25 protein-coding genes and 1 pseudogene are annotated in these 25,775 nt (G+C 39.7%); 13 read left to right on the plus strand and 13 right to left on the minus strand.

Annotated features, from left to right (window positions below; all coding sequences use genetic code 11):
- Positions 1 to 9: 9 nt before the first annotated feature.
- Entirely contained in the window at positions 10 to 3,474 is a 3,465-nt protein-coding gene (locus CSB87_RS17415) for an ATP-binding protein (RefSeq protein WP_006580975.1), read from the plus strand.
- Positions 3,471 to 4,430, plus strand: a complete 960-nt coding sequence (locus CSB87_RS17420) for a response regulator transcription factor (RefSeq protein ID WP_004887665.1) — start codon at positions 3,471 to 3,473, stop codon at positions 4,428 to 4,430. Before CSB87_RS17415 ends, CSB87_RS17420 begins: the two co-directional genes overlap by 4 nt.
- A gap of 46 nt (positions 4,431 to 4,476) precedes the next feature.
- Here the strand turns inward: CSB87_RS17420 and CSB87_RS17425 are convergent, their stop codons facing one another.
- Both CSB87_RS17425 and CSB87_RS17430 read right to left on the minus strand, forming a co-directional pair.
- A complete protein-coding gene (locus CSB87_RS17425; protein WP_004887663.1) occupies positions 4,477 to 5,547 on the minus strand; it encodes an alpha/beta hydrolase in 1,071 nt (356 codons plus the stop codon).
- Positions 5,548 to 5,592: 45 nt separating this feature from the next.
- Positions 5,593 to 6,069 (minus strand): cyclophilin-like fold protein, encoded by a 477-nt coding sequence (locus tag CSB87_RS17430; protein WP_004887661.1) that lies wholly within the window; start codon positions 6,067 to 6,069, stop codon positions 5,593 to 5,595.
- Positions 6,070 to 6,355: 286 nt separating this feature from the next.
- Here CSB87_RS17430 and CSB87_RS17435 point away from each other — a divergent pair, with 286 nt between their 5' ends.
- A complete protein-coding gene (locus CSB87_RS17435) occupies positions 6,356 to 7,246 on the plus strand; it encodes a LysR family transcriptional regulator (RefSeq protein WP_004887659.1) in 891 nt (296 codons plus the stop codon).
- Here the strand turns inward: CSB87_RS17435 and CSB87_RS17440 are convergent.
- Positions 7,224 to 8,429 (minus strand): annotated as a pseudogene (locus CSB87_RS17440) (MFS transporter). The gene CSB87_RS17435 and the pseudogene CSB87_RS17440 overlap by 23 nt on opposite strands.
- 263 nt (positions 8,430 to 8,692) lie before the next feature.
- Between CSB87_RS17440 and CSB87_RS17445 the strand changes: the two are divergent.
- Positions 8,693 to 8,977 carry a GNAT family N-acetyltransferase gene (locus CSB87_RS17445; RefSeq protein WP_001025680.1) on the plus strand — a complete coding sequence of 95 codons (285 nt, stop codon included), beginning with the start codon at positions 8,693 to 8,695 and terminating at the stop codon, positions 8,975 to 8,977.
- Positions 8,978 to 9,083: 106 nt separating this feature from the next.
- On the opposite strand, the gene CSB87_RS17450 is transcribed toward CSB87_RS17445, so the two are convergent.
- Positions 9,084 to 9,197, minus strand: coding sequence for a hypothetical protein (locus CSB87_RS17450; protein ID WP_078225548.1), 114 nt, complete (start codon positions 9,195 to 9,197; stop codon positions 9,084 to 9,086).
- Between the two features lie 63 nt (positions 9,198 to 9,260).
- On the opposite strand from CSB87_RS17450, the gene CSB87_RS17455 reads away from it, so the two are divergent.
- The 5 genes from CSB87_RS17455 to CSB87_RS17475 all read left to right on the plus strand — a co-directional run bounded on the left by CSB87_RS17455 (position 9,261) and on the right by CSB87_RS17475 (position 13,150).
- Entirely contained in the window at positions 9,261 to 9,920 is a 660-nt protein-coding gene (locus CSB87_RS17455) for an amino acid ABC transporter permease (RefSeq protein WP_001104469.1), read from the plus strand.
- The gene (locus tag CSB87_RS17460) at positions 9,910 to 10,575 is read left to right on the plus strand and encodes an amino acid ABC transporter permease (protein ID WP_000418067.1); all 666 of its coding nucleotides are present in this window, start codon (positions 9,910 to 9,912) and stop codon (positions 10,573 to 10,575) included. The genes CSB87_RS17455 and CSB87_RS17460 overlap by 11 nt, the downstream gene beginning before the upstream one ends.
- A gap of 2 nt (positions 10,576 to 10,577) precedes the next feature.
- On the plus strand, positions 10,578 to 11,309 hold the full coding sequence (locus CSB87_RS17465; protein ID WP_001130362.1) for an amino acid ABC transporter ATP-binding protein: 732 nt from the start codon (positions 10,578 to 10,580) through the stop codon (positions 11,307 to 11,309).
- A gap of 30 nt (positions 11,310 to 11,339) precedes the next feature.
- Positions 11,340 to 12,200 (plus strand): transporter substrate-binding domain-containing protein, encoded by an 861-nt coding sequence (locus CSB87_RS17470; protein WP_000476797.1) that lies wholly within the window; start codon positions 11,340 to 11,342, stop codon positions 12,198 to 12,200.
- 83 nt (positions 12,201 to 12,283) lie between these two features.
- Positions 12,284 to 13,150, plus strand: a complete 867-nt coding sequence (locus CSB87_RS17475) for a cysteine ABC transporter substrate-binding protein (RefSeq protein WP_000209985.1) — start codon at positions 12,284 to 12,286, stop codon at positions 13,148 to 13,150.
- Between the two features lie 48 nt (positions 13,151 to 13,198).
- On the opposite strand, the gene CSB87_RS17480 is transcribed toward CSB87_RS17475, so the two are convergent.
- Positions 13,199 to 14,128, minus strand: coding sequence for a LysR family transcriptional regulator (locus tag CSB87_RS17480; RefSeq protein WP_004887652.1), 930 nt, complete (start codon positions 14,126 to 14,128; stop codon positions 13,199 to 13,201).
- 91 nt (positions 14,129 to 14,219) lie between these two features.
- On the opposite strand from CSB87_RS17480, the gene CSB87_RS17485 reads away from it, so the two are divergent.
- Positions 14,220 to 14,858 (plus strand): LysE family translocator, encoded by a 639-nt coding sequence (locus CSB87_RS17485; RefSeq protein ID WP_004887651.1) that lies wholly within the window; start codon positions 14,220 to 14,222, stop codon positions 14,856 to 14,858.
- Between the two features lie 469 nt (positions 14,859 to 15,327).
- On the opposite strand, the gene CSB87_RS17490 is transcribed toward CSB87_RS17485, so the two are convergent.
- The 5 genes from CSB87_RS17490 to CSB87_RS17510 form a co-directional block, all read right to left on the minus strand.
- Complete coding sequence (locus CSB87_RS17490) at positions 15,328 to 17,289, minus strand: family 2A encapsulin nanocompartment cargo protein cysteine desulfurase (protein WP_004887650.1); 1,962 nt, start codon at positions 17,287 to 17,289, stop codon at positions 15,328 to 15,330.
- A complete protein-coding gene (locus CSB87_RS17495; RefSeq protein WP_004887649.1) occupies positions 17,264 to 18,196 on the minus strand; it encodes a family 2A encapsulin nanocompartment shell protein in 933 nt (310 codons plus the stop codon). Before CSB87_RS17495 ends, CSB87_RS17490 begins: the two co-directional genes overlap by 26 nt.
- Positions 18,197 to 18,453: 257 nt before the next feature.
- Positions 18,454 to 19,395, minus strand: coding sequence for a serine O-acetyltransferase EpsC (gene epsC / locus CSB87_RS17500; RefSeq protein WP_075382795.1), 942 nt, complete (start codon positions 19,393 to 19,395; stop codon positions 18,454 to 18,456).
- Between the two features lie 18 nt (positions 19,396 to 19,413).
- Positions 19,414 to 19,923 (minus strand): rhodanese-like domain-containing protein, encoded by a 510-nt coding sequence (locus tag CSB87_RS17505; protein WP_004887645.1) that lies wholly within the window; start codon positions 19,921 to 19,923, stop codon positions 19,414 to 19,416.
- 238 nt (positions 19,924 to 20,161) lie between these two features.
- Positions 20,162 to 20,899, minus strand: a complete 738-nt coding sequence (locus tag CSB87_RS17510) for an SDR family oxidoreductase (RefSeq protein ID WP_004887643.1) — start codon at positions 20,897 to 20,899, stop codon at positions 20,162 to 20,164.
- 125 nt (positions 20,900 to 21,024) lie between these two features.
- Between CSB87_RS17510 and CSB87_RS17515 the strand changes: the two genes are divergently transcribed.
- Positions 21,025 to 21,945, plus strand: a complete 921-nt coding sequence (locus tag CSB87_RS17515; RefSeq protein WP_004887641.1) for a LysR family transcriptional regulator — start codon at positions 21,025 to 21,027, stop codon at positions 21,943 to 21,945.
- Positions 21,946 to 21,982: 37 nt separating this feature from the next.
- Here the strand turns inward: CSB87_RS17515 and yghU are convergent, their stop codons facing one another.
- The 3 genes from yghU to CSB87_RS17530 form a co-directional block, all read right to left on the minus strand.
- Complete coding sequence (yghU, locus tag CSB87_RS17520; protein WP_004887637.1) at positions 21,983 to 22,843, minus strand: glutathione-dependent disulfide-bond oxidoreductase; 861 nt, start codon at positions 22,841 to 22,843, stop codon at positions 21,983 to 21,985.
- A 33-nt stretch (positions 22,844 to 22,876) separates the two neighbouring features.
- Entirely contained in the window at positions 22,877 to 23,503 is a 627-nt protein-coding gene (gene yfcF, locus CSB87_RS17525) for a glutathione transferase (protein ID WP_004887634.1), read from the minus strand.
- 120 nt (positions 23,504 to 23,623) lie between these two features.
- Positions 23,624 to 24,529 (minus strand): LysR family transcriptional regulator, encoded by a 906-nt coding sequence (locus CSB87_RS17530; protein WP_004887632.1) that lies wholly within the window; start codon positions 24,527 to 24,529, stop codon positions 23,624 to 23,626.
- Between the two features lie 110 nt (positions 24,530 to 24,639).
- On the opposite strand from CSB87_RS17530, the gene CSB87_RS17535 reads away from it, so the two are divergent.
- A complete protein-coding gene (locus CSB87_RS17535) occupies positions 24,640 to 25,071 on the plus strand; it encodes a CidA/LrgA family protein (RefSeq protein WP_004709330.1) in 432 nt (143 codons plus the stop codon).
- 13 nt (positions 25,072 to 25,084) lie between these two features.
- Entirely contained in the window at positions 25,085 to 25,774 is a 690-nt protein-coding gene (locus CSB87_RS17540) for an LrgB family protein (protein ID WP_004887631.1), read from the plus strand.
- Position 25,775: the final 1 nt, after the last annotated feature.

Here is a 25,775-nt window from a genome sequence, read left to right on the forward strand (position 1 = left end):
ATGCCAAACATGAGTGTTATGCCAGATACTTCACACCCCCAACAAGCGCCACAACGTGTGATCAAAACACGCCGTGAATATAATATTTGGGTGGCAGATGAAAGTATCGAAGATTATGCGCTCCGCTACGCACCCACCTCAGTACGAAAATGGTCACCTTGGACTGTTACCAATACCGCAATTTCGACCGTTAGCTTTTTGGCTATGGAAGCCATTGGGGCAACCATGCTTTGGCAGTATGGCTTTAGCAATGCAGTCTGGGCAGCAATTGTCGTATGTACCATCATATTCTTAACCAGTTGGCCGATTAGTTACTACGCTGCAAAATATAATGTAGACGTCGATTTGCTTACTCGTGGTGCAGGTTTTGGCTACATTGGCTCGACCATTACATCTCTCATTTATGCCAGCTTTACCTTTATTTTACTTGCGTTTGAAGCCGCCATTATGGCGATGGCACTTGAGCTTGCTTTAGGTATCCCACAAGTTATTGGTTACTTAATTTCTGCCTTAGTGATTTTGCCTTTAGTGGTTAAAGGCATTGGTTTTATTAATAAAGTTCAGGCAGTCACTCAGCCAATCTGGCTCTTATTGCTGTTATTACCGTGGTTTTTTGTACTTTGGAAACAGCCACAAATTTTAAGTAGTAGCCTACATTTTGTTGGTGCGGTTTCAAACTCGACTGATTTTAATCTGTATTACTTTGGTGCGGCGTGCACTCTTATTTTTTCATTTGTGATCCAAATTGGTGAGCAAGCCGACTATTTACGCTTTTTACCCCAACAAGAAAAAAACAGAACCGCATGGCGTTTTGCCGTTTTTTTAGGTGGCCCATCCTGGATTATTTTTGGTTTTCTAAAAGTTCTAATGGGCATGCTGCTGATGGTGTTGGCTTTTCAGCTGTTTATTCCTGTCTCTGAACTAGACAATCCGACTTATTTATATTGGGTTGCTTATCAACAGTTTATTCCAAATCCTCAGCTAGCTTTAATATTAACTTTAGCACTGGTTTGCTTGGCGCAAATTAAAATTAATATGACCAACGCCTACGCTGGTTCATTAGCATGGTCCAATTTTTTTGCCCGCTTGACTCATAGCCATCCAGGGCGAATTGTTTGGCTTCTTTTTAATGTGTTTATTGCCATTGTTTTGATGGAAATGGGGATTAGCCATGCGGTTGAACGTATTTTGGGACTATATAGCAATATTGCTTTGGCATGGATTGGCGCCGTTGTTGCCGATTTAATTATCTGTAAGCCTTTAGGTCTAAGCCCGAAAGGAATTGAATTTCGCCGTGCTTACTTATATGACATTAATCCCGTAGGCGTGGGCGCCTTACTGATTGCTTCAGTGTTATCGATGCTGAGTTACTTGGGCTTTTTCGGATTGATGGCGAAAGGCTTGGCGAGTTTTATTGCTTTGGGGAGTGCGGTGTTATGCGTGCCTGTTATTGCTTACTTAACCAAAGGTAAATATTACATTGCACGCCAGCCTGAAAAAATTCAAGCGACTTCGGTTGCAAATTGTGTTGTGTGTGAACGGGACTATGAACTTGCCGATATGGCGGGTTGCCCAGCCTATAACGGTACGATTTGCTCTCTATGCTGTTCACTTGAAGCACGCTGTCACGATTTATGTAAACCCGATGCACGTTGGTCAGTACAACTCAAAAAAGCCATTTGGCACTGTTTACCAGAACGTTGGGCCAGCCGTTTAAATAGCAGGGTCAGTTTGTATTTATTACTGACTCTGGGGTTGTCTATTGTTCTGGCAGTGAGTTTAAGTCTGGTTTATATCCAAGAAAAAACCTACTTAGAAGCCATTAATGCCGCAGCCGTTCCGCAGTTATTTACGCTGTTTGTCAAAATTTACACGATTTTATTTTTATTGATGAGCGTTGCTGCATGGTGGTTAGTGTTAAACGATGAAAGTCGTCGTAATGCTGAAATTGAGACACATCAACAAACAGCATTATTGATTGATGAAATTGCTGCCCATGAAGTCACTTCAAAAGACTTACAAGATGCCAGAATAGCAGCAGAACGGGCCAATGATGCAAAAAGCCGTTATGTCATTGGCATTAGCCACGAACTACGGACACCTCTAAATAGTATTTTGGGTTATAGCCAATTACTTCAAAAACAAGAGCAACTCTCTGAACAAGGAAAAATGGCGCTCGGTGTGATTAGCCGCAGTGGTCAACATCTGACTTCACTGATTGACGGTTTACTAGATTTAGCACGAATCGAAACAGGTAAAATTTCTTTAAATGTAGTGGATGTCCATTTCCCCAATTTTATTGGACAGATTATTCAAATGTTTCAGCCGCAGTTTGAACAGAAGAATTTACAGTTTGTTTATGAAATTGGAGATAACCTACCGCATTACGTCCGTACCGACAAAAAACGCTTAGAGCAAGTGCTCATCAATTTGCTGGGCAATGCTTTAAAGTTTACAACGAGCGGTACAATTACTTTGAAAGTCGAGTACCGTTTTCAAACGGCGTATTTTGAAATTAGAGATACGGGCTGTGGTATTGCAGAAGCAGATTTAGAGCGAATCTTTAACCCGTTTGAACGGGGCAGTAATGTAGTACAAGGCGGATTTACCGGAACAGGACTCGGACTACCAATTGTAAAATTATTAGTCGATTTACTCGGCGGGCAGTTATCGGTGGCTAGTCAGCTCAATCAGGGTTCTCAGTTTAAGATTAAGTTTTATTTACCTTCAAAAGAAGTGGTTCATCCAATTTCTAATGTTTACTCCAACCAGATTACAGGCTATCAAGGCGAGCGAAAACGAATTTTAGTTGTCGATAATGAAGCGGTGGACCGAGGTTTGGTTGCTAATTTTCTAAAACCATTAGGGTTTATAATTGAAGAAGCCGAGTCAGGCATTGACTGTTTAAGACGAGTACCTATTTTCCAACCTAATCTGATTTTGATGGATTTAAATATGCCTTTGATGGGCGGGTGGGAAACAGCACGATTATTACGTCAGAATAATATTACCAATGTGCCGATCTTAATTATTTCCGCCAATGCAGGCGAGCGCGAAGTCAATCCACAAGATGCAGTCTTAAGTGAAGACTTTATGCTAAAACCAATCGACCTGAATTTGTTGTTGAGTAAAATTGGAGACAAGTTAGGCTTAGTTTGGATTGATTCCAAATCAGAGACATTCCTTGAAAATGATGAAGTTCAAGCACTTGATGTAAAGGTGTTTAAGCAGGAGCAAGCTGCTGTTCATACATCAATTACACAACCTGAAAATAAAGACCTGCTTGATTTACCGCAAAGCTTGCAACAATTAAATGATTTAATTGGGCAGGGCTATATTCGAGGAATTCAACAGACTTTAATGCAATGCCGGCAAAATTTTCCGGAGCATAACGAATTATGGGAACAGCTTGAACAGGCTATTCGAAAGTTTGATTTAAAACACGCGCAACGATTGATTCAGGATAAGCAATGAGTACGCAACATGTTTCTTTTCAGCAAGCTTCGCCAAACGAGCAGGCTGTTATTCTGATTGTGGATGATGTGCCGGAAAATCTGGGCTTGTTACATGAAAGTCTGGATCATGCAGGCTATCGCGTGCTTGTTACAACGGATGGATTAAGTGCTATTGAAATTGCACACCGATGCTTACCGGATATGATTTTACTTGATGGCAATATGCCACATATGGATGGTTTTGAAAGTTGTATACAGCTTAAAGCGAGCCCAATTACGCAGTTTATTCCCGTCATTTTTATGACAGGTTTGTCTGAGACAGAACATATCGTGCGTGGTTTTCAGGTCGGTGGAGTGGACTATGTAACCAAGCCTCTAAATATTGAAGAAGTATTAGCAAGGGTAAAAACACATTTGGCACATGCCAAACTATTGCAACAGCAAAAACAGGTGATTGATGCAACGGAAACAGCCATTCTCGCGCTAGATGTTCACGGTAAAATTGTGTGGAAAACTCAAAAAGCCAGCGATTTACTGAATCAATATTTACCTGAATTAGAGGGTTTTGAAGCAGGTTTAAAAGCTTGGTTTTCAGATTTAGAGCAAGAAAAAGACCCCAAAAAATTAACCAGCTGTTCTTATTCAACACCATCTCAGCAATTACAGCTTTTATTGCTCACGCCGTGGGAGAGTGAGCCAAGTGTGGCTAAAAATTATCTTATCCAGATAAAAACTTCTACACCAGCTTTGGAAATGGCTGATATTTTGAAATATTGCCCACAGTTGACTCAACGTGAGGCAGAAGTCATGCACTGGTTGTTGTTAGGGAAAACCAATAAAGATATTGCAGAAATTTTAGAGCTTAGTCCACGGACGGTGAACAAACATTTAGAGCATGTTTTTGAAAAACTTTGTGTTGAAAACCGAACTGCTGCGGTGGCGCATATTAATAGCTTGGTACAAGAGTTTCATTAACTTAATTAAAAAGCTAGAGGCCCTTAGAGAGCCTCTATCATTTTTCTTACTTCAAGCTCTGTTTAAAGAAACTGGTTAATTTATTAAATGGAATGAGATCGACTCGATCATATAAATCAACATGTCCAGCGCCTTTAACGTAGTAAAGTTCTTTTGGTTGGCCTGCGCGTTTGTAAGCCTCTTCACTAAACTCTTTTGAGTGGGCCTGATCACCAGTAATAAATAGCATTGGACGTGGTGAAATCGTTTCAATGTCATTAAAAGGATAGAAGTTTAAAAATTTGACATTACTTGTGAGCGTTGGGTGAGTCGTAAGCTCTCTCGATGAGCCTTTAGGCGTATATTCTCCGCGTGGAGTACGATAAAAGTCGTAAAATTCACGTTGAATAGGGTGTGTATCTACTGTTAGCTCATGCGTGGTTCCGCTGGTATATTTGGTTTCACCACCTTTAAATTCAACATAACGCTGTGCAGCGGCTTCTGCAATAATTTGCTTTCTTTGCTCTAAGGTTTGTGAGTGACGTAAACCATTGCGGTTTGCTGCACCCATATCATACATGCTGACAGTTGCTATCGCTTTCATACGCGGATCAATTTTTGCTGCACTAATGACAAAGCTCCCGCTTCCACAAATACCCAGTACACCAATATTATTAGGGTCAATGAAAGATTGTGTTCCCAAATAATCTACAGCGGCACTAAACGCTTCTGCATAAATGTCTGGTGCAACCACATTTCTTGGTTGGCCCGCGCTTTCGCCCCAAAATGATTGATCAATTGCTAACGTCACAAAACCTTGTTCAGCCAGTTTTTGTGCATAAAGCATAGAGCTTTGCTCTTTTACAGCCCCCATCGGGTGACCGATTACAATTGCAGAGGCTTTAGTCTTTTTATTCAAATTTTTGGGAATAATCAGATTGCCGACAATATCCATATTGTATTGATTTTTAAAAGTCACTTTTTGAATAGTCACTTGCTGACTTTGATAAAAATTATTCGCGCCGTTACTCATGTCTGCTGCCATAGCTGAAGTTGAAGAAAATAATCCAATTGTTGCTGCACAAACTGCCGCCGCTGTATGTGTTTTAAGCTTTTTAAAAAAGGGAGATGTAGTCATAAATACCTCAATTTAAACAATGTGAATGGGTGAGTAGGTGCATGCTTATTTGATTTGTGAAATTGAAATTTTGATCGGTTGGTTTTGCTTGAATGCTTGGGGAATAGCATCTAGTTTTCCAAGAAAAATAAGGCCATTGGCATAACCAACATGAGAATCTTTATAGAAAAAAGCCAGATTACCCCAAGGAGCATAATAGGTAAGATCACCCGCTTTTCCGGCATATCCATGAGGCGCGTTTTGTGTAGTTAGCTTGGTGGGTAGATCAGCTATTTTTTCAGTGGAGTCATAATCTTTAAGTGTTAATGTCAGTGGAAGCTGCTTGGCAAAATCTTCAACAGTAGGTGACATGGCTAATGTGGCAAATAGCGGTTGCTGTGTTCCATCAATATCAATACGGATTTTCATCATCGATACCCTTTGTTGATTTTTATCTTGAGGCTTTATTGCATAAGAAGCGAAAGTAACTGAGAACAAAGCACATAGGCTGACTAAGCCTTTAAAAAACCTATGATTAGCCATATCAAATCACCTCACTTCTTTAAGAAAAAAGCATATAAATACAATGAAGCTATTTATTCTTTAACGTAAAGATATGAGTGGAATTCATTAATTTTTTACAATAATAAAATGCCTCATAATAATCGCCTCAGTTTATTTAAATCTTCATGTTTACTGCTTGATATGGATTTTAACGAATCTTCTTTTTAATAATTAGTCTAAAAAACAAACATGGACTTATGAGTAATATTCATGAATAGTTTTATACTCTATAATGATATTGAACCTTGAACAGAGATAAAAGCAGATGATAAATAAAGAAAACTATAATGATCTTTATGCTTTTTTAATGGTGGCAAGAGAGGGTAGTTTTACTAAAGCCGCAGGGAAAATGGGAATTTCACAATCTGCGCTAAGCCATACCATTCGGGGTTTAGAAGAACGTTTGGGAATGTTACTCCTGACCAGAACTACACGTAGTGTTTCACCTACAGCAGCAGGCGAAAGGTTGAAACAAACGATTAGTGCTAGTTTTGACCAAATCGATAATGAATTATCACTTTTGACTTCATTTCGAGACCAACCCGCTGGTACGGTTCGGATTAATGCTAGTAGCCATGCGATACGGGAAGTGCTGATTCCAAAACTTAAAAAGATTGCGGGTGATTACCCAGATGTGCAAGTTGAACTAACTGCCAATAGTGGGATGGTCGATATTGTGGCAGAGCGCTTTGATGCAGGCGTTCGTTTCGGAAGCCGCGTAGCTGATGGCATGATTGCGGTACGTATTAGTCCAGATGTCAAAATGGCGGTAATAGCAACACCAGCATATTTTGAAAAATATGGAATTCCACAAACACCTAAAGATTTAGTGAGTCATCAATGTATTGGATTTCGTCTAACGACCCAAGGCAGTGTGTATGCGTGGGAATTTGTGAAAGATGGTCAAGAGACAAAAATCAAAATTCAGGGGCAATGGATATTTAATGAAAGCTACGATATCGTCGAGGCGGTTAGAGCTGGATTTGGACTGGCTTATATTCCAGAAGATTTGATTCGAGAAGATCTAAAAGAAGGGAAGCTGATTCAAGTTTTGGAAGAGTACAGTATCCAGTTTCCTGGATACCATTTGTACTATCCACATCGCAGACAACTTTCACCTGCATTACGGTTGGTTATTGATGTGTTACGTGAGTAGCATTCCGCCATGTAATATAGGCAGTCAGCGCGCCTAATAGCAAAATAGTTGCGCTCATATAGAACGTGACGCTATAGCCATGTGAGTCATATAACAATCCGCCTATAGTTGCGCCTAGAGTAATTGCAAATTGAATAATCGCAACCATCAAACCACCACCAATTTCGGCATCTTGATGTAGTGTTTGGGCAAGCCACGTGTTCCATGCAACAGGTGCCGACGTTCCAATAAAGCCCCATAACCCCATCAATATGGCAACAAACTATAAATGTTCACCACCAAACACAAAAGCTCCAGCAATCACTGCCATAATGAATGGAATAAGAATCAGATAACGATAAACATGTTGGTGGAGGATTAAACTAATTATAAATGTACCCACTAAACCTGCTAAACCCAATATTAATAATAAAATGGATAGCATTGTCGCATCGACATGAGTAACGTTTTCTAGAAATGGGCGTAAATAGGTAAATAGCGCAAATTGGCCCATAAAGAGTAATAAAATTCCGGTCATCCCATAAAGTACAATTGGGCGTTTTAGTAAACCAAATGGATTTTTAGATTTCTCAACTGACAATATTGCAGGAAGAGAGGGCATACTTTTAAATTGCCAAATAAGTGCAACAATCGCGATGGGGACAATACAGAAAAAAGCACCACGCCAGCCAATAATTGAACCCAAAAAACTTCCTAATGGTGCTGCAATTGTGGTGGCTAGCGCATTTCCACCATTTAATAAACCGAGTGCTTTAGGTACTGAAAGCGGAGGAACGAGTCGCATAACAATTGATGTCGACATGGCCCAAAAACCACCAATAACTACGCCTAAGATTGCACGACCCAACATAAACAAAGCCGCAGAATGGGCAAATGTAATGACTATGCCAGAGAAAATCATCAGTAGGGTGAGTAATAAAATGATATGTCGTCGGTCCCATGCCTTAAATACACGGCTAATCGATAAGCTGGTCATCACAGCAAAAATACCAGAAATTGCGATTGCTTGACCCACTTGGCCTTCACTCATATTTAAATCTAAAGAGATGGGGGTAAGTAAACTTACGGGCATGAACTCAGATGCAATTAATACTGCGCAGCAGAGCGACATTACAAAGACGGCACCCCAAGCAGGTGTTGAATGTTCATATGTGCTTTGCTCAATTTGATGAAAAGAAGGCATAAAAGTTCCAATCTCAAAACCATTGAATTTTCATAAATGAAATGAATAAAATCTGGTCGCAGAGCTTAACAACAATGATTTGAGAGGATTAGACGCTGAATTACGAATAGAATTATGAATTTTATGCATGAATTGTATTTAAAAAGCATACAGACTCGCTGCTAAAAACAGGCTATTTTTTTACACTTAGATTTGTTCTTATAGATAAAGATTATACAAAGTCATTTCTAAATAAATATGAGTCGTAATACGAGGAATTCATTGTGAATATTCAACAAAAAGATGATACAAAACACGGCAGCTTTAGCTTACTTGATGGTGAAACCGTTGCAGGCGAAATGACTTATACATGGGCAGGCGAAAGCATGCTAATTATTGATGCCACAGATGTGAATGAAAATTATCGTGGACAAGGCGTAGGTCGCCAATTACTTGATGCTTTAGTGGCTTTTGTTCGTGAAAAAGACGTAAAAGTAATTCCGCTTTGCCCATATGCTAAATCGGTTTTTGATAAAGACCCAAGCATTGGCGATGTACTTAGAAAGTAAGCAATAGATTAAAAATCATTTAATAGAAATCGGGCCTTGGTGTCCGATTTTTTATTGGTTTTATTATTCATCTTTATTTTAGTGAATATGTTTTGAGCGATTGTATTCAACTGATTCGAAGATTTTCGATTGCCAGATCGAATTTATCAAACTTATAGAAAAGCTTATCTAATAAAAATAGTTTTAGACCAATTGGGAAAAAAATAAACTCGTTGCACAAATATTTAATGGCTGATGAAAGCTAAATATTTATAACGTTTTAATATTATTTTTGGAATTTTCCTTGAACTGGCAGTATATCCATAGTGTGTTGCCGCAATTTTTCTCTGCAACTTTGACCACGCTGAAAATTTCAATTATCAGCATTATTTTGGCGATTATTGTAGGACTGATTTGCAGCATTTTAATCACATATCGCGTGCGGGTACTAAATAGAATTGCCCAGTTCTATATTGAGTTATCTCGAAATACCCCTTTATTAATTCAACTGTTCTTTTTGTATTACGGTTTGCCAAAACTGGGCATCAAAATCGATGGTTTTACTTGCGGTGTAATCGGACTGACCTTTTTAGGCGGAAGCTATATGGCTGAAGCTTTTCGAGCAGGTTTGCAGTCTGTGGCAAAAGGGCAAATTGACTCAGCAAAAAGTATTGGTCTGCAACCGATTCAAATTTTTAGATATGTCATTTTTCCTCAAGCACTGGCTATTTCAATTCCGGCAATAGGGGCAAATTGCCTATTTCTAATTAAAGAAAGTTCTGTGGTGAGTGCCATTGCTGTCGTTGAACTGCTTTTTGTGACCAAAGACTTAATTGGCATGGACTATAAAACTACGGAAGCTCTGTTTTTACTCATCATGGCTTATCTGATTATTTTATTGCCCGTGTCTATTTTAACCAGTTATCTGGAGCACAGAAGTCGGAAGGTGAGCCATGGAACTTGATTATCTATTTCAAGCGAGTCACCTCGAACGTTTAATGTGGGGACTTTGGGCAACTGCAAAAATTGCTTTTATTTCGGTCTTTTTCTCTGCAATTTTCGGCACAGTTTTCGGCGTCATTATGACTTCTAAAAACATAGTCGTTAAAGCATTGTGCCGTCTGTATTTAGAAGCGATTCGAATCATTCCAATTTTAGTTTTGCTGTTTGTGTTTTATTTCGGCTTTGCGACATGGTTTAACTGGCAGTTTTCTGCAATGTGGGTTTGCGTTGTTGTGTTTGTTTTATGGGGTACGGCTGAAATGGGCGATTTGGTTCGTGCTGCCATTACTTCGATTGATCAGCATCAACGTGATTCGGCCTATGCGCTCGGACTTACCCATGTTCAAGCTTTGGTCTATGTCATTTTTCCGCAAAGTTTAAAACGAGTAACTCCTGGCGCGATTAATTTATTTACCCGAATGGTGAAAACTAGTTCCTTGGCAGTCCTGATTGGTGTAGTTGAGGTCATTAAAGTTGGCCAGCAAATTATTGAAAATTCGCTGTTAACCGTGCCGAGTGCTTCTCTTTGGATTTATGGCTTTATTTTTATTTTGTATTTTCTAATTTGCTATCCCTTATCTCGTTTGGCGGCACATTTAGAAAAGGTCTGGGAGTAATTATGCCTTTGTTATCGATACAACAATTACAGAAATCATTTGCACAAAGTCATATTTTACAGGGCATTGATCTGGATGTAGAACAAGGAGAGGTGGTTGTTATTTTAGGTCCATCGGGCTGCGGTAAAAGTACTTTATTGCGCTGTATTAATGGCTTAGAACCGATTCAGGGTGGTGAGATTCGTTTAACTGGTTCAGGCGTGCTCGGTAAAGATGTGGACTGGACTAATGCTCGTCAAAAAATTGGCATGGTTTTTCAAAACTATGAGCTATTTGGGCATATGAATGTTATTGACAATATTTTGCTTGGACCACTCAAAGTACAAAAACGCCACCGCGATGAAGCTGAACAAGTCGCAGATGAATTGCTAAAGCGAGTCGGGCTATATGAGCGAAAACTTGATTATCCACGACAACTTTCTGGCGGACAAAAACAGCGTATTGCCATTGTTCGTTCACTGGTCATGCAACCTCAAGTGATTTTACTTGATGAAATTACCGCTGCGCTTGATCCGGAAATGGTTAGGGAAGTGCTCGATGTAGTACTTAAGTTAGCGAACGAAGGAATGACCATGTTGATTGTGACACATGAGATGTCCTTTGCCCGTAAGGTTGCCGACCGCATTATTTTTATGGATAAGGGCAAGATTATTGAACAGGCTTCACCAGAAGAATTTTTTGAACAGCCGAAAACAGAACGAGCGAAAGCCTTTCTAAATATTTTGTCGTACTAAATTTTTATTATTTGAATCATGAGGAAGTGAATGTTTAAACGTAATTCAATAAAAATATTAAGCAGTCTTGCTGTTGCTGGGGTGTTGTTAACTGCATGTAGTAAAACGCCATCAACTGAACAGGCAAGTAATTCTCAAGAAGACCATTCTTTAGAGCAAGTCAAAAAAAATGGAGTTCTACGAGTTGCGGTTTTTGCTGATGATCCGCCGTTTGGTTATGTAGACAGTGCTGGAAATAATCAGGGCTTTGATGTGGCTTTAGCAAAACGGGTTACTAAAGATTTGCTCGGTGATGAAAAGAAAGTTGAGTTTATTGTGACTGAAGCTTCAAATCGGGTGGAGTTTTTAAAATCAAATCGAGCTGATGTTGTATTCGCGACATTTACGGTAACGCCTGAACGTAAAGAGGTTGTCGATTTTGCTGAGCCTTATTTAAAAGGTGCGTTTGGTATTGTCTCGCCTAAAGCCAAGCCGATTACCGACATTGCCCAATTAGAAGGTAAAACCTTAATTGTCAATAAAGGCACAAGTTCGGATACTTACTTTACCAAGCATTATCCGAAAGTGAATTTACTCAAGTTTGAAAGAAATTCGGATGCCTTCAAAGCTTTAACCGACGGTCGTGGTGACGCAATTTCACAAGATAGTACGTATGCTTTGGCATGGGCCGCGAAGAACCCAAGTTATGTGGCGGGTATTCAATCTATTGGTGATCAAGAGTTTATTGCACCAGCAGTGAAAAAGGGCAATACCCAACTATTGAATTGGCTCAATACTGAAATTAAGCAGCTAAGAACTAGTGGTGAAATTAAGAAAATTTATGATGAAACCTTGAAACCAATTTACGGTGACTCGGTCAATCCGAATGTGTTTTTAGATGTAGGCCAATAATTTTCGATATCGCTAGAGCAGTGTCTGAAAGTAGGCGCTGCTATTTTTAAATAAGACTTTTACAAGAACGATAGGGTGAAATAATGACAACATTAACATTTCAAAACGTGAAGCATATTTTAGCTGCGTCTTTACTGAGTTTAGGTTTAGTTGCATGTGACAAAGGAACTCAGTCTACTGAAAAAACGGCAGATACTACACAAACTGTGTCGAGTATTGAACAGATCAAAAAGAATGGTGTGGTACGAATTGGTGTATTTAGTGATAAACCGCCATTTGGATATTTAGATGCTCAAGGTAAAAATCAAGGTTTTGATGTAGAAATTGCTAAGCATGTCGCTAAAGATTTGCTGGGTGATGAAAACAAAGTTGAGTTTGTTTTAACTGAAGCGGCTAACCGTGTCGAATACTTAAAAGCCAATAAAGTGGATATTATTTTTGCCAACTTTACTGTTACACCAGAACGTAAAGAAGTTGTCGATTTTGCTAAACCTTATTTAAAAGTGGCGCTCGGTGTGGTTTCTCCTAAAAGTCATCCGATTACTGATGTGGCTCAACTTAAAGATAAAACTTTGTTGGTGAACAAAGGGACGACAGCTGATTCATTCTTCACCAAGACTCATCCTGAAATTAAACTACAAAAGTATGAGCAAAACACTGAAACTTTTGATGCTTTAAAAGATGGTCGTGGTGCTGCGCTTGCACATGATAACTTGCTGGTTTTAGCTTGGGCTAAAGAAAATCCAAATTACACTGTTGGCATTACCAATTTAGGTGAGCAGGACTTAATTGCACCAGCAGTGAAAAAGGGTGATAAAGAGTTATTGGACTGGTTGAATCAAGATTTAGAGAAACTGGCTAAAGAAGGTGTGATTCATCAGGCTTATGAAAAGACTTTAAAACCTGTCTATGGCGATACGATTAATCCAAAAGATTTATTGGTTGAGTAATTCTAATAAAGAGGACTCTAGATAGGATTTGCTCGAGTTAAGAGCCGACTAGATTTTTAAAGTCGGCTCTGCTGCTAATTTATCTGCCAAATATTGAATCAACACACTCAATTTAGGCGGGACATGCCGTGTCGGTGGATAAAGTAACCACAGCCCACCACTATAATAGGTCTTAAAATACCAATCTGGTAAAACCTGCACTAAGGTACCTTGTTGTAGTGCATGGCGTGCAACGAAGTATGGCAAGCTCGCAATACCTAAATGCTGTAATGCGGCACTCAAACGCACACCTGTATGGTTTGCTGCATAACGACCACGCACGGCAACACTGATCGATTTATTTCCTTGCTGAAATTTCCACTTTGAGTCACTGGCTTGTTCACCCAAGTAAATACATTCATGCTGCTTTAAATCATGAGGGTGGTTCGGTATGCCATGCTTGGCCAAATACTCAGGCGTAGCACAAACCAAGTGATCAATATCAATGAGTTTTCGGCCCATAAGACCACCTGGTGGTTGCTCTGTAATTCGAAGTGCTAAATCGACGCCATCATCAATGAGATCTACATAGCGATCTTCTAAAAGCATCTGTATATCAATTTTAGGGTAGCGTTCTAAAAATTCGGGTAAATGCGGATGAATCATAAAATGTCCCACAGCTTTTGGAACACTCATACGAATAATACCTTCTGGTTCAACATGAAATTGACCCGAACTTTCCATGACTGCTTGTGCCGCATTCACCATATCTAAACAGCGTTGATAGACCTGTTGTCCACTTTCACTTAAACGAAGTTTCCGTGTAGTCCGATAGAGTAAGCGGGTGCCTAAAGCACGTTCTAAACGAGCAATCGCGCGGCTCACAGCAGAAGGTGTTGTACCAAGCTGGCGGGCAGTTTCAGAAAAGCTTTCCGACTCGACAACCTTAACGAAAGTCGCCATTTCATTTAACAGAACCAGATTTTGATTTGTGCTCATGAGGCAAAAATTATTTGGATTTTGATTAGATTATCGCGTCTAAAAAATCGCAATACAATCTTTTAGGTGATTTTCAGGAAACTAAATTGTTATGTGGCAGTTGTATGGACATGAGTTTTTAACGCTAGCTCTTATTCATTTTATGGCGGTGATTTTACCGGGACCAGATTTTGTGATTACGGTCAGACAAAGTGTACGTTATGGTTATTTGATTGGATGTCTAACCGCAATTGGTATTGGTGTTGGGATTTCGGTTCATGTCTTTTATACCTTGGTTGGGATTGGTTTTTTGATTCAACAAAGTGAATGGCTCATGTCGCTTATTAGAACAGCGGGAGCAGTCTATTTAATTTATTTGGGGTGGCAGTGTTTACGTAGCCAGCCGAATACCAATATTGAAATTAATGGCCAAGCAGGCAGTGATAAGCCGAGTTTATTTAAAGCTTTTACAATGGGTTTTCTTACCAATGCGTTAAACCCAAAAGCCACTATCTTTTTTCTGGCAATTTTTACGACGATTGTAAGTACAACTACACCAATGAAAGTTCAGGTCTTTTATGGAATATGGATGTGTATGGTCAATGCTATTTGGTTTATGGTGGTGAGTGTACTGTTTGCACAGCCTATTGTACGTAAACGGTTTTTAGAATTTGGAGTTTATTTTGAGCGGGTGATGGGAGTGTTGTTGATTGGGATTGCGTTGAGATTGATTTGGGGATTGTTTAATTAAGTTGGATATCTATTGATATTTCCTCAGGTTAAAGTCATCTGCAAGTTTTTAGACTAGCACAACGGAGCCCATACTTGCATTTGCTAGTGCTAAATTTCATCCACAGCCTGCCCATAATTTATAAAGATAATGTATTTGCAATATTATTTGAAAAATGAAAACAGAGAACAGGTTCTGTGGATGAGAAAGTTTTTGGTTACTTTTTTAAAAAAGTAACGGAATTAGCTACTTTCTTTGGATTTGAAAACGGTAAGACTCCGCCGTGATAAGCACTTTAAATTATCTATAGTACTAATAATTTTTAGCTCGAGCCGAAGGCTAACTTAGAAATCGAATTTCAAATAATAAGACTCAACTGTGATAGCTATTTTGTCTTATTCCTATATATGAAGTTGAGTTCAAGTAGTTTTAATAAATAATCCATAAAAAAGACCGCTCAAAAGCAGTCTTTTCTAGTCTAAAAATAGATTTAATTGCTACGCCTATTACGTGTCAGTTGATGTAACACTGACACCAATAAATCAATTTCTTCCGTCGTGTTATAAAAAGCCAAAGACGGACGCACGGTCTGTTCTACACCAAAACGACGTAAAATTGGCTGTGCACAATGGTGCCCAGAACGTACAGCAATACCATGTTGATTTAAAGCTTTACCCACTTGTTCGGTTGAATAGCCTTGTAAGGTAAAGGACATAACACTGGCTTTGTGATGTGCGGTTCCGATCAGGCGTAAACCTGACACACTACTCAGCGCATTTTGACCATATTCGAGTAGATCATGTTCATAGCGAGCAATGTTATGAATGCCTAGACTTTCGACATATTCAAGTGCAGCGCCTAAACCAACAGCATCGGCAATGTTTCCAGTTCCAGCTTCAAACTTGTTTGGTGCAGGTTGGTAAACTACTTGTTCGAAGGTAACATCCTGAATCATGTTACCGCCGCCTTCCCAAACAGGCATACTTTCTAGCAATTCTGGTTTTGCATAGACCGCACCAATACCTGTTGGACCAAACACTTTATGTCCAGAAAACACAAAAAAGTCTGCATCAAGAGCTTGTACATCGGTAGGGATGTGCGAAACAGATTGAGCACCATCAACTAAAACACGAACACCTTTGGCATGCGCAATTTTAATGACTTCAGCAACAGGTGTGACTGTACCCAAAGCATTTGAAACTTGAGTAATCGACAGCAGTTTGGTGCGCTCATTAATCAGTTTTGGCAATTCTTCTAAAATAATTTGCCCAGTGTCATCCACAGGAATGACTCGTAATTTCGCTCCAGTTTTTTTAGTGAGTTGATACCAAGGCACAATATTGGCATGGTGTTCTAAGTGAGAAACGATAATTTCATCACCTTCACCAATATTTTGCTCACCCCATGTTTTTGCAATCAGATTAATGCCTTCGGTTGTTCCTCGAACAAAGATAATTTCTTTAGAAGAGGGTGCACCAATAAATCGGGCCACTACATTTCTTGCATGCTCATAGGCATCGGTTGCACGAGCTGCTAACTCATGGGCAGCACGGTGAATATTTGAGTTTTCATGCTGATAAAAATAAGCAATCCGATCAATCACGCGCTGCGGTTTTTGTGTAGTGGCTGCATTATCAAACCAGACCAAAGGTCGACCATTGACGCGTTCCTGTAAAATTGGGAAATCGCGACGTATGGCATGCACATCGAGTGGTTGAGCACTGCTTGCTACAAAAGTGGGTTGCGATGGTTGATAGTGACTATAACTTTGTCCACTTTGAGGCAAGTCTAAAAAATAAAATGCAGAGCTTGCCGAACTTTGGGTGGGCGTGTTCGTTGCAAAACGATCTTCCGTCAGTAATGACTTCAGCTGGTCACCATGTGGCAACTGAAAAGACTGTGCAACTGAATAATTATCTTCAACACCTTTAACAGACGGTTCTGCTGTATTGGGAGCAGAAAAATCATTTAAAAAATAATAAGGTGATTCACCTGCACCAGTGGGTAAGTTTGGTTCAATGCGTGGCACATTGGGTTCACTATGAGCAGCTTGTGGCAAATGTGGCTCAAATGGTGGGCGCGGCAAATTAGCTCCACCAACCACAGGCGCAGACGCTACAATTCGACGTTCAGGGTAGTCTGGCAAATTTGGAATATGTTCAGGATATTCCGGATTAAGACTTTTCTGAAAGGCGATATTGGGCGCACGACCACTGAGTGCAGAAAATGGTTCACCCGGTTGTGGTGGGTGTGGTGGCGCTCCGACAGGTAAGTCCAAGTTTAGGCCCGATGGAGAAGTTGAACTGCTTGAGCTTGGTAATGCTGAAAAAAACTCATTAGCAAGTCGAGCAATGGTGGACTCATCAGGGAAGTTGGCTGGTGGATTAACACCAGTCACTTCAGGCCCCGTTGGACTACCTTGCAGATTACTTGTAGTTAACTGGGTAGTCATGATATTTGTCCACCTCCACATCATCTAATACTGCCAACGCATCATCAGTGAGTACTGCAAGTGAGCAATATAACGAGATTAGATACGACGCAATCGCGTTACGGTTGATTCCCATAAAGCGTACTGAAAGCCCTGGTGACTGTTCACCAGCAAGACCAGGTTGGAACAAACCAACAATCCCTTGACGCTTTTCACCAACACGAAGCAGCAAGATTTTAGTTTTGCCATCTTCTACAGGAATTTTATTTGATGGAATGATTGGAATACCGCGCCATGTAATGAATTGCGAACCAAATAAGCTAACCGTTGGAGGTGGCACACCACGGCGTGTACATTCACGTCCAAATGCTGCAATCGCATCAGGGTGTGCTAGGAAAAATCCCGGTTCTTTCCAGACTTTACGTAGCAAATCATCAAGATCATCTGGAGTAGGTGGGCCATTTAAAGTCGAAATACGTTGGTCATCTGTCACACTTGCCAGTAAACCATATTCAGGGTTATTGATAAGCTCACTTTCTTGACGTTCTTTAATGGTTTCAATGGTTAAACGGAGCTGTTCTTTAATTTGGTCGTGTGGGCTGCTGTAAAGGTCAGCAACACGTGTATGTACATCTAAAACAGTAGATACACCATTTAAAAAGTATTCGCGTGGCTCTGGGTCATAATCAACAAAAGTTTGAGGTAAAGTTGCTTCATCGCGTTGTGTGCAAGCGACTTGAATATCATCGGTATTACTTACACGGTTTAAGCGGTAGATACCTGCTTCAACAGGAAGCCATTGAAGTAAGTGAGTCAGCCATCTGGGAGTAATTGTAGAAAGTTGGGGAGCAGTTTTGGTTGCATTGGCCAGTTGACGGGCTGCGTGGTCCCCCAGCGCAAGTTGGGCTTTGTCAGTATTTTTCGCCATGAATCATTTTTCCTTATTACAGTGGCTTGGTTATAAAATGTTAAATTTTTAAATTATCGTGTTAACAGATTAGAATTAAATATTCGATTTTCAAAATATGAATAAGGTATAAATAAATGAATACAGGTCACTTATTATTAATAAGCATATATTTATGAAAATTTAATATAAATAAGTAATAAACTGATTTATATATACCAAATTCATATTTTTAATATATTGGTTAAAACTCTTATATATAAAATTGTGAGTACGATTTATTTAAATTCTGGATTTTTTTGATAAGCCTCCAGTGGTGACTGTAAAATCTGGCTTCCTGCGGGAATACTATGTGTAAGCCAGACATTTCCCCCAATAATGGACCCTCGACCAATCGTAATACGACCTAAAATAGTGGCACCTGCATAGATCACCACGTCATCTTCAACAATTGGATGGCGTGTATAGTCTTTTTTCAAACCACCATCATCATTCGTTTCAAATCGTTTCGCTCCAAGGGTCACTGCCTGATAAATACGAACACGCTCTCCAATAACGCTAGTTTCACCAATCACCACACCCGTACCATGATCGATGAAGAATCCTTTACCGATTTTTGCACCCGGATGAATATCAATACCAGTTGCAGAATGCGCCAACTCGGAAATAATGCGAGACAATAAAGGCACTTGGGCATAGAGTTGATGCGCTATTCGATGATGAATAATCGCAAATATACCCGGATAGCAAAGTAATACCTCATCCACACTATGCGCCGCCGGATCGCCTTCATAAGCAGCACGCACATCGCCGTCTAAAAGACGTCGTATAGAGGGCAAGGTGTTGGCAAAATCCTGCACAATATTTTGAGCAAGTTCGTCTGGCTGTTGGACTGTGTTCGAATGACTCAAATGACGTTTTGCTTCATAGTTTAAAGCCAGTTGTACTTGAGCATGTAAGGCTGTGAGTACCCGATTTAAAGTATAGGCAATATAAGAATCCTCAGTTTCCTGACGTAAGTCGGCAGGGCCTAAACGCATTGGAAATAAAATTCCGCACAGATCATCTAAAATGGCTTTTAAAGCCTCTTTAGATGGAAGTTCACGACCCCCAAATTCTTTGGTCCGGTGCTGTTGTTGACGCCAGTCATGCCTTGCTTGTTGTAAACCTTGTACAACCGCATTAATGTTCCATTGAGTCACAAGCTTTCCTTGATTCACTGAAAATTGATTAAAATATTAGTCTTGTTGCCAAGGAAGTTGATGGATGCGCCAGCCATTTTTCTGATTACGCTGTTGCTGATCATTTAGATCGCCTTCGAAGCCTTCAAGAACGTTATAAATGTGCTCAAAACCTGCATTAAATGCGGCCTCGGCAGCTTGTGCTGAACGGTTGCCACTACGACATAACAAAAGAATGGTTTTATCTTTGCCAACTTTTGATTCAAGTTCTTTTAAAAAGCGTGGATTACGGTTAAATGACGTGCCTGTTGCCCAAGCGACATGAACACTTTCAGGGACATAACCCACAAATTTGCGTTCTTCATTGGTACGCACATCAACTAAAACAGCTTCGCCCTGTTGTACGAGTTGCCATGCATCAGTAGGTGATAAACTGCCACTAAAATTAAGTTCATGGTCCTGTGTGTATTGCTGTGCTTTATAAAGAATTTCTTCGGCTGAAAAGGATGTATTTGAATCATTTGAGATAAAGCTTTGCGGAGCTTCTGTATTTAATTTAGCGTTCATTGAATATATCCTTATCTTTGATTCAGATTGTTAAGGTTCAATTTACGCGTTTTTAAATATAAGCAAAAATAAGGAATATCTATTTATATATATTATTTTGATAAATAAGAATGAGGGATATTTTTATAAAAATAGTATTAGTTAATCTTATAAACTTATTAAAATAAAATAGATTTAAGAAATTTTAATAGTTAGTAAAAAACCGTGTGAATTAAAATAATCCACACGGTTTTAAACATTAAGCAAATCCACCATTTACTCGAATGACTTGTGAATTTACCCAACGTCCATCTGGACTAGCCAGCATGGCAACTACGCCAGCAATTTCGTCAGGTGTCCCGATTCTTTCCAATGGAGCAAGTTTTGCAATAGCTTCCACTTGCTCGTCAGTTTTTCTATTATAAAAAAGGTCAGTACCTGTCGGGCCGGGCGCAACGGCATTTACAGTAATATTCCGTCCGCGTAACTCATTTGCTAACACATGTACCAAACCTTCGACACCTGCTTTTGAAGCAATATAAGGACCATATGCTGGAAAAGATTTGGCAATTACACTGGTTGAAAGCGCAATAATCCGACTACCATCTGGCACTGTTTCGGCCGCATGCGCCAATATTAAAAACGAGCCACGTAAATTAGTATGAATCACTTTATCGAAATCTGGCAGGCTTTCAGGTGTAATTTTTGCCATAGGCATAATACCGGCACTATGAACCACAACGTCTAATTGACCATTAATGGCCTTTGCCTCTTGAAATAAACGGTTCACCTCATGTTCATTTGCAACGTCCGCTTTAATAGCTGAGGCTTGACCACCTTGCTCAATAATATGATCTACAGTTGCTTGGGCATGAACCTTATTGCCAGCATAGTTAACAATGACATAAAAGCCATCTTGTGCTAAGCGTTCAGCAATAGCACGACCAATACCACGTGATGCGCCAGTAACCAGAGCTGTTTTTCTTGAAATATTCATTTTTAGATTGCCTGTTTGAGTAAGTATGGCTTATTTTAATAATATAGAAATATGGGATAAATCATCAGAATTGGATAAGATAATTCCGTATACATTAATAATGGATAGGGTTAAAAGATAGCACCATGGATAAATTTGATACCTTGCAACTTTTTACCCGCATCGTAGAGCTAGGTAGTTTTAGTCAGGCAGCCGATCAGCTGAATATCCCACGTGCTACTGCAAGTAATGCCATTAAGGAGTTAGAGAGTAATTTACAGTGCCGTTTGCTAGAACGGACGACTCGGCATGTAAGACCATCACTAGATGGACAGGCATTTTATGAACGCTGCACACAAATATTATCGGAACTTGATGATGCCGAATCGTCTTTACGCAATGTAATTGCACAGCCCCGTGGTTTGCTACGTGTCGATTTATCCGGTGCGCATGCGACCAAAATTGTTTTACCTAATATTGATCAATTTCACGAGTTGTACCCCGACATTGAACTGGTAATTAGTACAGGTGATCGCTTGGTTGATCTGATTAGAGAAGGGATAGATTGTGTGGTGAGAGCGGGGCGTTTGGATGATTCCACTTTAATTGCTAGACATTTGGTTGATATGCCACAAGTCATTTGTGCAAGTCCTGACTATTTAAATAAAAATGGAACGCCACAGCAACCAGAAGATTTGTTATCACATTATTGTGTTAATTTCTTCTCGACAACAGGCGGGCGAAATTATCCATTTGAATTGATGGTGAACGGTAAAAAACAAGATTATTTTTTAAAAAGCTGGATCGCGGTAAATGATGCTGAAAACTATGTATTATCTGCTTTACGTGGGGCAGGTTTAATTCAGGTCCCGCGCTACCATGTGGCGAATGAGTTAAAAGACGGGCAGTTGGTTGAGGTTTTATCTGCGTGGGAAATCCCGAAGATGTCTGTTTCTGCTTTATATCCGCAGCACAGGCAGCTCTCGCCACGCGTACGAGTTTTTGTCGCTTGGCTGAGTGAGTTATATACGGGCTATTTTGCCACCTTTGAATACCCGCAAAAATGAAATATCTTGCGGGTAAGTCAAAAACTGAATGATATTTTTAAGACTGGTTCTGCAATTTATCTTGAGTCTTGGTCTCAAAATCACTCGCATCATGGCGTTCATGCAACTGCGTAGCTAAATCACCAAAAGTACGGTTAACCATACGCCCGCGTTGAACCGCAGGGCGCGCTAAAATCGCATCTGCCCAACGCTGAACATTTTTATATTGATCGACACCTAAAAACTCCGCGCCGTTATACACCCAGTTTTTAACAAGACCACCATACCAAGGGAATGCCGCAATATCAGCAATCGAATATTCAGAACCAGCCAAATATTCGTTTTTTGCCAGATGCTGATCTAAAACATCAAGTAAACGCTTTGTTTCCATGGCAAAGCGGTTAATCGCATATTCAATTTTAACGGGTGCATAAGCATAAAAATGCCCAAAACCGCCACCTAAGTAAGGTGCACTGCCCATTTGCCAGAATAACCAATTGAGGCATTCAGTACGTGCAGCAATATCAGTCGGAATAAACGCTTTAAACTTTTCAGCCAAGTAAAGCAAAATTGAGCCAGACTCAAACACTCTTAATGGCGGGTTTTGGCTATGGTCAACCAATGCCGGAATTTTAGAGTTTGGATTAATGTCTACAAAGCCACTGCCAAATTGCTGTCCTTCTCCGATTTTAATCAGCCAAGCATCATATTCAGCATCTTTATGTCCCAACGCTAAAAGCTCTTCAAGCAAAATAGTGACTTTTTGACCATTAGGCGTTGCTAAAGAGTAGAGCTGGAGCGGATGTTTTCCTACTGGAAGTGTATGTTCGTAACGAGCACCTGAGGTAGGTTGGTTTAAATCGGTTTTTTCTCCAGTCCATTGCCAAACTTGTGGAGGAATATAGTTTGAATCACTCATTTTTTATCTCATGTTTGGTGTAAATATAAGGGTTTAGTTATGTCGCAAGGCAAGCCATTTTTGTACGGTCGGTCTTTGCCATTGCTGTAGTGCATAGGTTTTTAAGCGTTCTGGTACAGCATCACCATTTTGGATAAGGCGTTGCAACATCAGGGCAAGTTCAGCATCTACAATGCTCCATGAACCAAAAAGAAATTCGGCATCAGATGCGAGAAGTTTTTCTGCAACAAAGAAAAGTTTCTCCGCAGCTTTTAGACCTTCTTCTGAAAGTGGAGTGGACTTGGGCTGAATAAAAATAACATCGGTTGGTCGTTCAGTTCTTAGTGCTACTAAGTCTGATCGGAGCCATGCCTGAATTTGTCTTGCTCTTGCGCGTGCTTGAATATCTTTTGGATAAATAGATGTGTTTGGATAAAGTTCTTCAAGATATTCCAAAATGGCAGAAGATTCTGATAAGGCAAAATCATTGTGCTCAAGTACAGGCACTTTGGCAGTTAATGACTTTGCTACATAAGATTTTTCAAATTGGCCTTGCTGGCCTAAGTTGATGGTCGCAATTTCAAATGGAATTTGTTTTTCATGTAGCCCTACAAAAACTGTAAACGCATAAGGGCTTAGAAATTGTGAATCTGTGTACAGCTTAAAATGTTCATTATTCATTGTTATTGTCCATGTCATAAAACAATCGGATCTAGTCTAAGTGAGCTAAGCCAAGATTGGGTAGCTTTTTTGTGGAAAAGCTTTATTGGTTTTTGAATTAAGCCATTTTAATATTCAACGTTAAGGCTTAACGTGCTGGAAATGCTCACGAACAATGTTCAGCCACGCTTGTACCGCTGGTGAGACAGGAAGATTTTTTTTCCAAGCCATGACTAAGTGCCACTGAATATTTGGTTTTTCAAGTGGTACTGCTGCAAATAAAGTAGGGTCAAGCATGTCGGTATAATATTGAGGGAGAAGCGCAATCCCCATACGTTGTAACACCATGTCTGCCAAAAGATGCCATTGGCTGGTACGGCAAGCAATAGTTGGATAAAAACCATGCTGCTTACAAGCATCGAGAATAATACTGTTCAAAGAAAAATTTTCAGGAAACATTAAAAATGATTGGTGTTGTAATTCTTCTAGATTTATTTTTTTGCGGGTTGCCCAAGTTGCATCACGACGTAAAAGTACCATTAAAGGGTAGTTACATAGCTCAATGCTATTAAAGATTTGCTCATCAAAAGGCTGCAATAAAACGCCAACGTCTAACTCGTTATTGAGTAAAGCTTGTTCAATACCGCGTGAACCTACTTCCATAAAAGCTAATTCAATAGCTGGCCATTGGCGATGAAAGTCAAACAGGGCTGTTGTTAGGAGCTGGGAACCTAAAGGTGGAACGCCAAGTTTTAAAGTACCTGTTTTTAATTGTTGATAGTTTTCTATCTCCAAAAAGATGTTTTGTTCTGCCTGAAGAAGCTCAATTGCATGTTGATAAATACGCTCTCCAATTTCAGTTAATTCAATTTGTCTTTTTCGTCCATGATCGGGTTTGACAAAAAGTTGTACCTGAAGCTGTTCTTCGAGTTGTTGTAATATTTTACTAATAGTGGGCTGAGTCAGATACAACTCTTCAGCAGTACGGGTAAAACTTTTAGTTTTTACCAGTGTAACGAAGCACTGTAATGATTTTAGAGAAAGCATAATAAAGAATAGATTATTCCATTTTAGAATAATATTAACATGAATAATTCATATTTGGCTGGTTTAACCAAGATAGCATAATGATGTAGTTAACCATTTAATTTCAAAAAATGAGTACTGAATCTGCTTCTGGAACACCCTCACAACCATCACTTTTAGTTTTAGTTAAACAAATTTTGATTTTGGCTGGATTTTGGTGGGTCGGATATCTCTTACATCAAAAACTCGGCGTCCCTGTCTCGGCGGGTATTTTAGGTATGTTTTTATTGCTTTTATGTCTGTTCTTTAAAATTATCAAAATGGATCAGGTGGCAATGGGAGCAACTGTGGTTTTAGGTGAGCTATTACTGTTCTTTGTCCCTGTAGTAGTCGCCGTTGTCCAGTATAAAACCCTGTTTATGACCGAAGGATGGCAAATTGTCTTGAGTATTGCCATTGGGACTATTTTAGTCATGCTAAGTACTTCGCTGACTATTCACTATTACAATCGTTTAAAAGCTTATTTACAAGCTCGAAAACGTCTTCAACATAAGCATATCTAGAGAGCAAAACGACATGAATATTTGGTCAATTCTTTGTCTCATCTGGACTTTGGTTGCCTATGTGGTGGCAAAGCGAATCTATCAGAAAAATCCAAAACTTTGGTTATCACCCGCAATTAGTGTGCCTGTACTCACCATTATTTTGATGACGATTTTTGGAATTTCATATCAAACTTATGCAGAAGATACGCAGTGGATTGTTAATTTGTTAGGACCAGCAACGGTTGCTTTTGCTGTACCAATTTATCGCTATCGGGAAACAATTCGTAAAAACCTTGGGGTTCTTTCGATTGCGATTATTGTGGGTATGAGTGTAGGTGTGATGTCTGCCTATGAGATGGCACAGTGGTTCCATTTTAGCCCTGAAGTGACCAACAGTTTGATGGCACGTTCTATTTCAACACCATTTGCCATGATTCTAGCGGAAGATATTCATGGTTCGGCAGCATTGGTTTCACTATTTACCGTTATTACCGGTTTGGTTGGTATGATTTGCGGCGATGCGATTTTAGCGATTACTAAAATCCGTTCTAATGTAGCAAATGGAGCTGCCTTTGGTAATGCAGCGCATGGTTTTGGTACAGTCAGAGCACAGCAAAGAAATAGTGAAGAAGGTGTAATTGCCAGTTTAACTATGGTCATCGCTGGTATTTTAATGGTGCTGATTGGGCCATTTGCGATTCATCTATGGTTGATGTTGTAAG

The sequence above is a fragment of the Acinetobacter sp. AR_0276 genome (assembly GCF_003000705.1).
GTDB lineage: Bacteria > Pseudomonadota > Gammaproteobacteria > Pseudomonadales > Moraxellaceae > Acinetobacter > Acinetobacter nosocomialis.

Excerpts from the sequence above, each read along its gene's own strand:
- CSB87_RS17420 (WP_004887665.1), top strand. The coding sequence starts at position 3,471 with ATGAGTACGCAACATGTTTCTTTTCAGCAAGCTTCGCCAAACGAGCAG.
- CSB87_RS17480 (WP_004887652.1), bottom strand. The coding sequence starts at position 14,128 with ATGAGCACAAATCAAAATCTGGTTCTGTTAAATGAAATGGCGACTTTC.
- CSB87_RS17510 (WP_004887643.1), bottom strand. The coding sequence starts at position 20,899 with ATGAATATTTCAAGAAAAACAGCTCTGGTTACTGGCGCATCACGTGGT.
- CSB87_RS17490 (WP_004887650.1), bottom strand. The coding sequence starts at position 17,289 with ATGACTACCCAGTTAACTACAAGTAATCTGCAAGGTAGTCCAACGGGG.
- yghU (WP_004887637.1), bottom strand. The coding sequence starts at position 22,843 with ATGAGTGATTCAAACTATATTCCTCCACAAGTTTGGCAATGGACTGGA.
- CSB87_RS17425 (WP_004887663.1), bottom strand. The coding sequence starts at position 5,547 with ATGACTACATCTCCCTTTTTTAAAAAGCTTAAAACACATACAGCGGCG.
- CSB87_RS17530 (WP_004887632.1), bottom strand. The coding sequence starts at position 24,529 with ATGCTTTCTCTAAAATCATTACAGTGCTTCGTTACACTGGTAAAAACT.
- CSB87_RS17470 (WP_000476797.1), top strand. The coding sequence starts at position 11,340 with ATGTTTAAACGTAATTCAATAAAAATATTAAGCAGTCTTGCTGTTGCT.
- CSB87_RS17435 (WP_004887659.1), top strand. The coding sequence starts at position 6,356 with ATGATAAATAAAGAAAACTATAATGATCTTTATGCTTTTTTAATGGTG.
- CSB87_RS17475 (WP_000209985.1), top strand. The coding sequence starts at position 12,284 with ATGACAACATTAACATTTCAAAACGTGAAGCATATTTTAGCTGCGTCT.
- CSB87_RS17505 (WP_004887645.1), bottom strand. The coding sequence starts at position 19,923 with ATGAACGCTAAATTAAATACAGAAGCTCCGCAAAGCTTTATCTCAAAT.
- CSB87_RS17495 (WP_004887649.1), bottom strand. The coding sequence starts at position 18,196 with ATGGCGAAAAATACTGACAAAGCCCAACTTGCGCTGGGGGACCACGCA.
- CSB87_RS17515 (WP_004887641.1), top strand. The coding sequence starts at position 21,025 with ATGGATAAATTTGATACCTTGCAACTTTTTACCCGCATCGTAGAGCTA.
- CSB87_RS17415 (WP_006580975.1), top strand. The coding sequence starts at position 10 with ATGAGTGTTATGCCAGATACTTCACACCCCCAACAAGCGCCACAACGT.
- CSB87_RS17430 (WP_004887661.1), bottom strand. The coding sequence starts at position 6,069 with ATGGCTAATCATAGGTTTTTTAAAGGCTTAGTCAGCCTATGTGCTTTG.
- CSB87_RS17535 (WP_004709330.1), top strand. The coding sequence starts at position 24,640 with ATGAGTACTGAATCTGCTTCTGGAACACCCTCACAACCATCACTTTTA.
- CSB87_RS17465 (WP_001130362.1), top strand. The coding sequence starts at position 10,578 with ATGCCTTTGTTATCGATACAACAATTACAGAAATCATTTGCACAAAGT.
- CSB87_RS17485 (WP_004887651.1), top strand. The coding sequence starts at position 14,220 with ATGTGGCAGTTGTATGGACATGAGTTTTTAACGCTAGCTCTTATTCAT.
- CSB87_RS17460 (WP_000418067.1), top strand. The coding sequence starts at position 9,910 with ATGGAACTTGATTATCTATTTCAAGCGAGTCACCTCGAACGTTTAATG.
- CSB87_RS17540 (WP_004887631.1), top strand. The coding sequence starts at position 25,085 with ATGAATATTTGGTCAATTCTTTGTCTCATCTGGACTTTGGTTGCCTAT.
- yfcF (WP_004887634.1), bottom strand. The coding sequence starts at position 23,503 with ATGAATAATGAACATTTTAAGCTGTACACAGATTCACAATTTCTAAGC.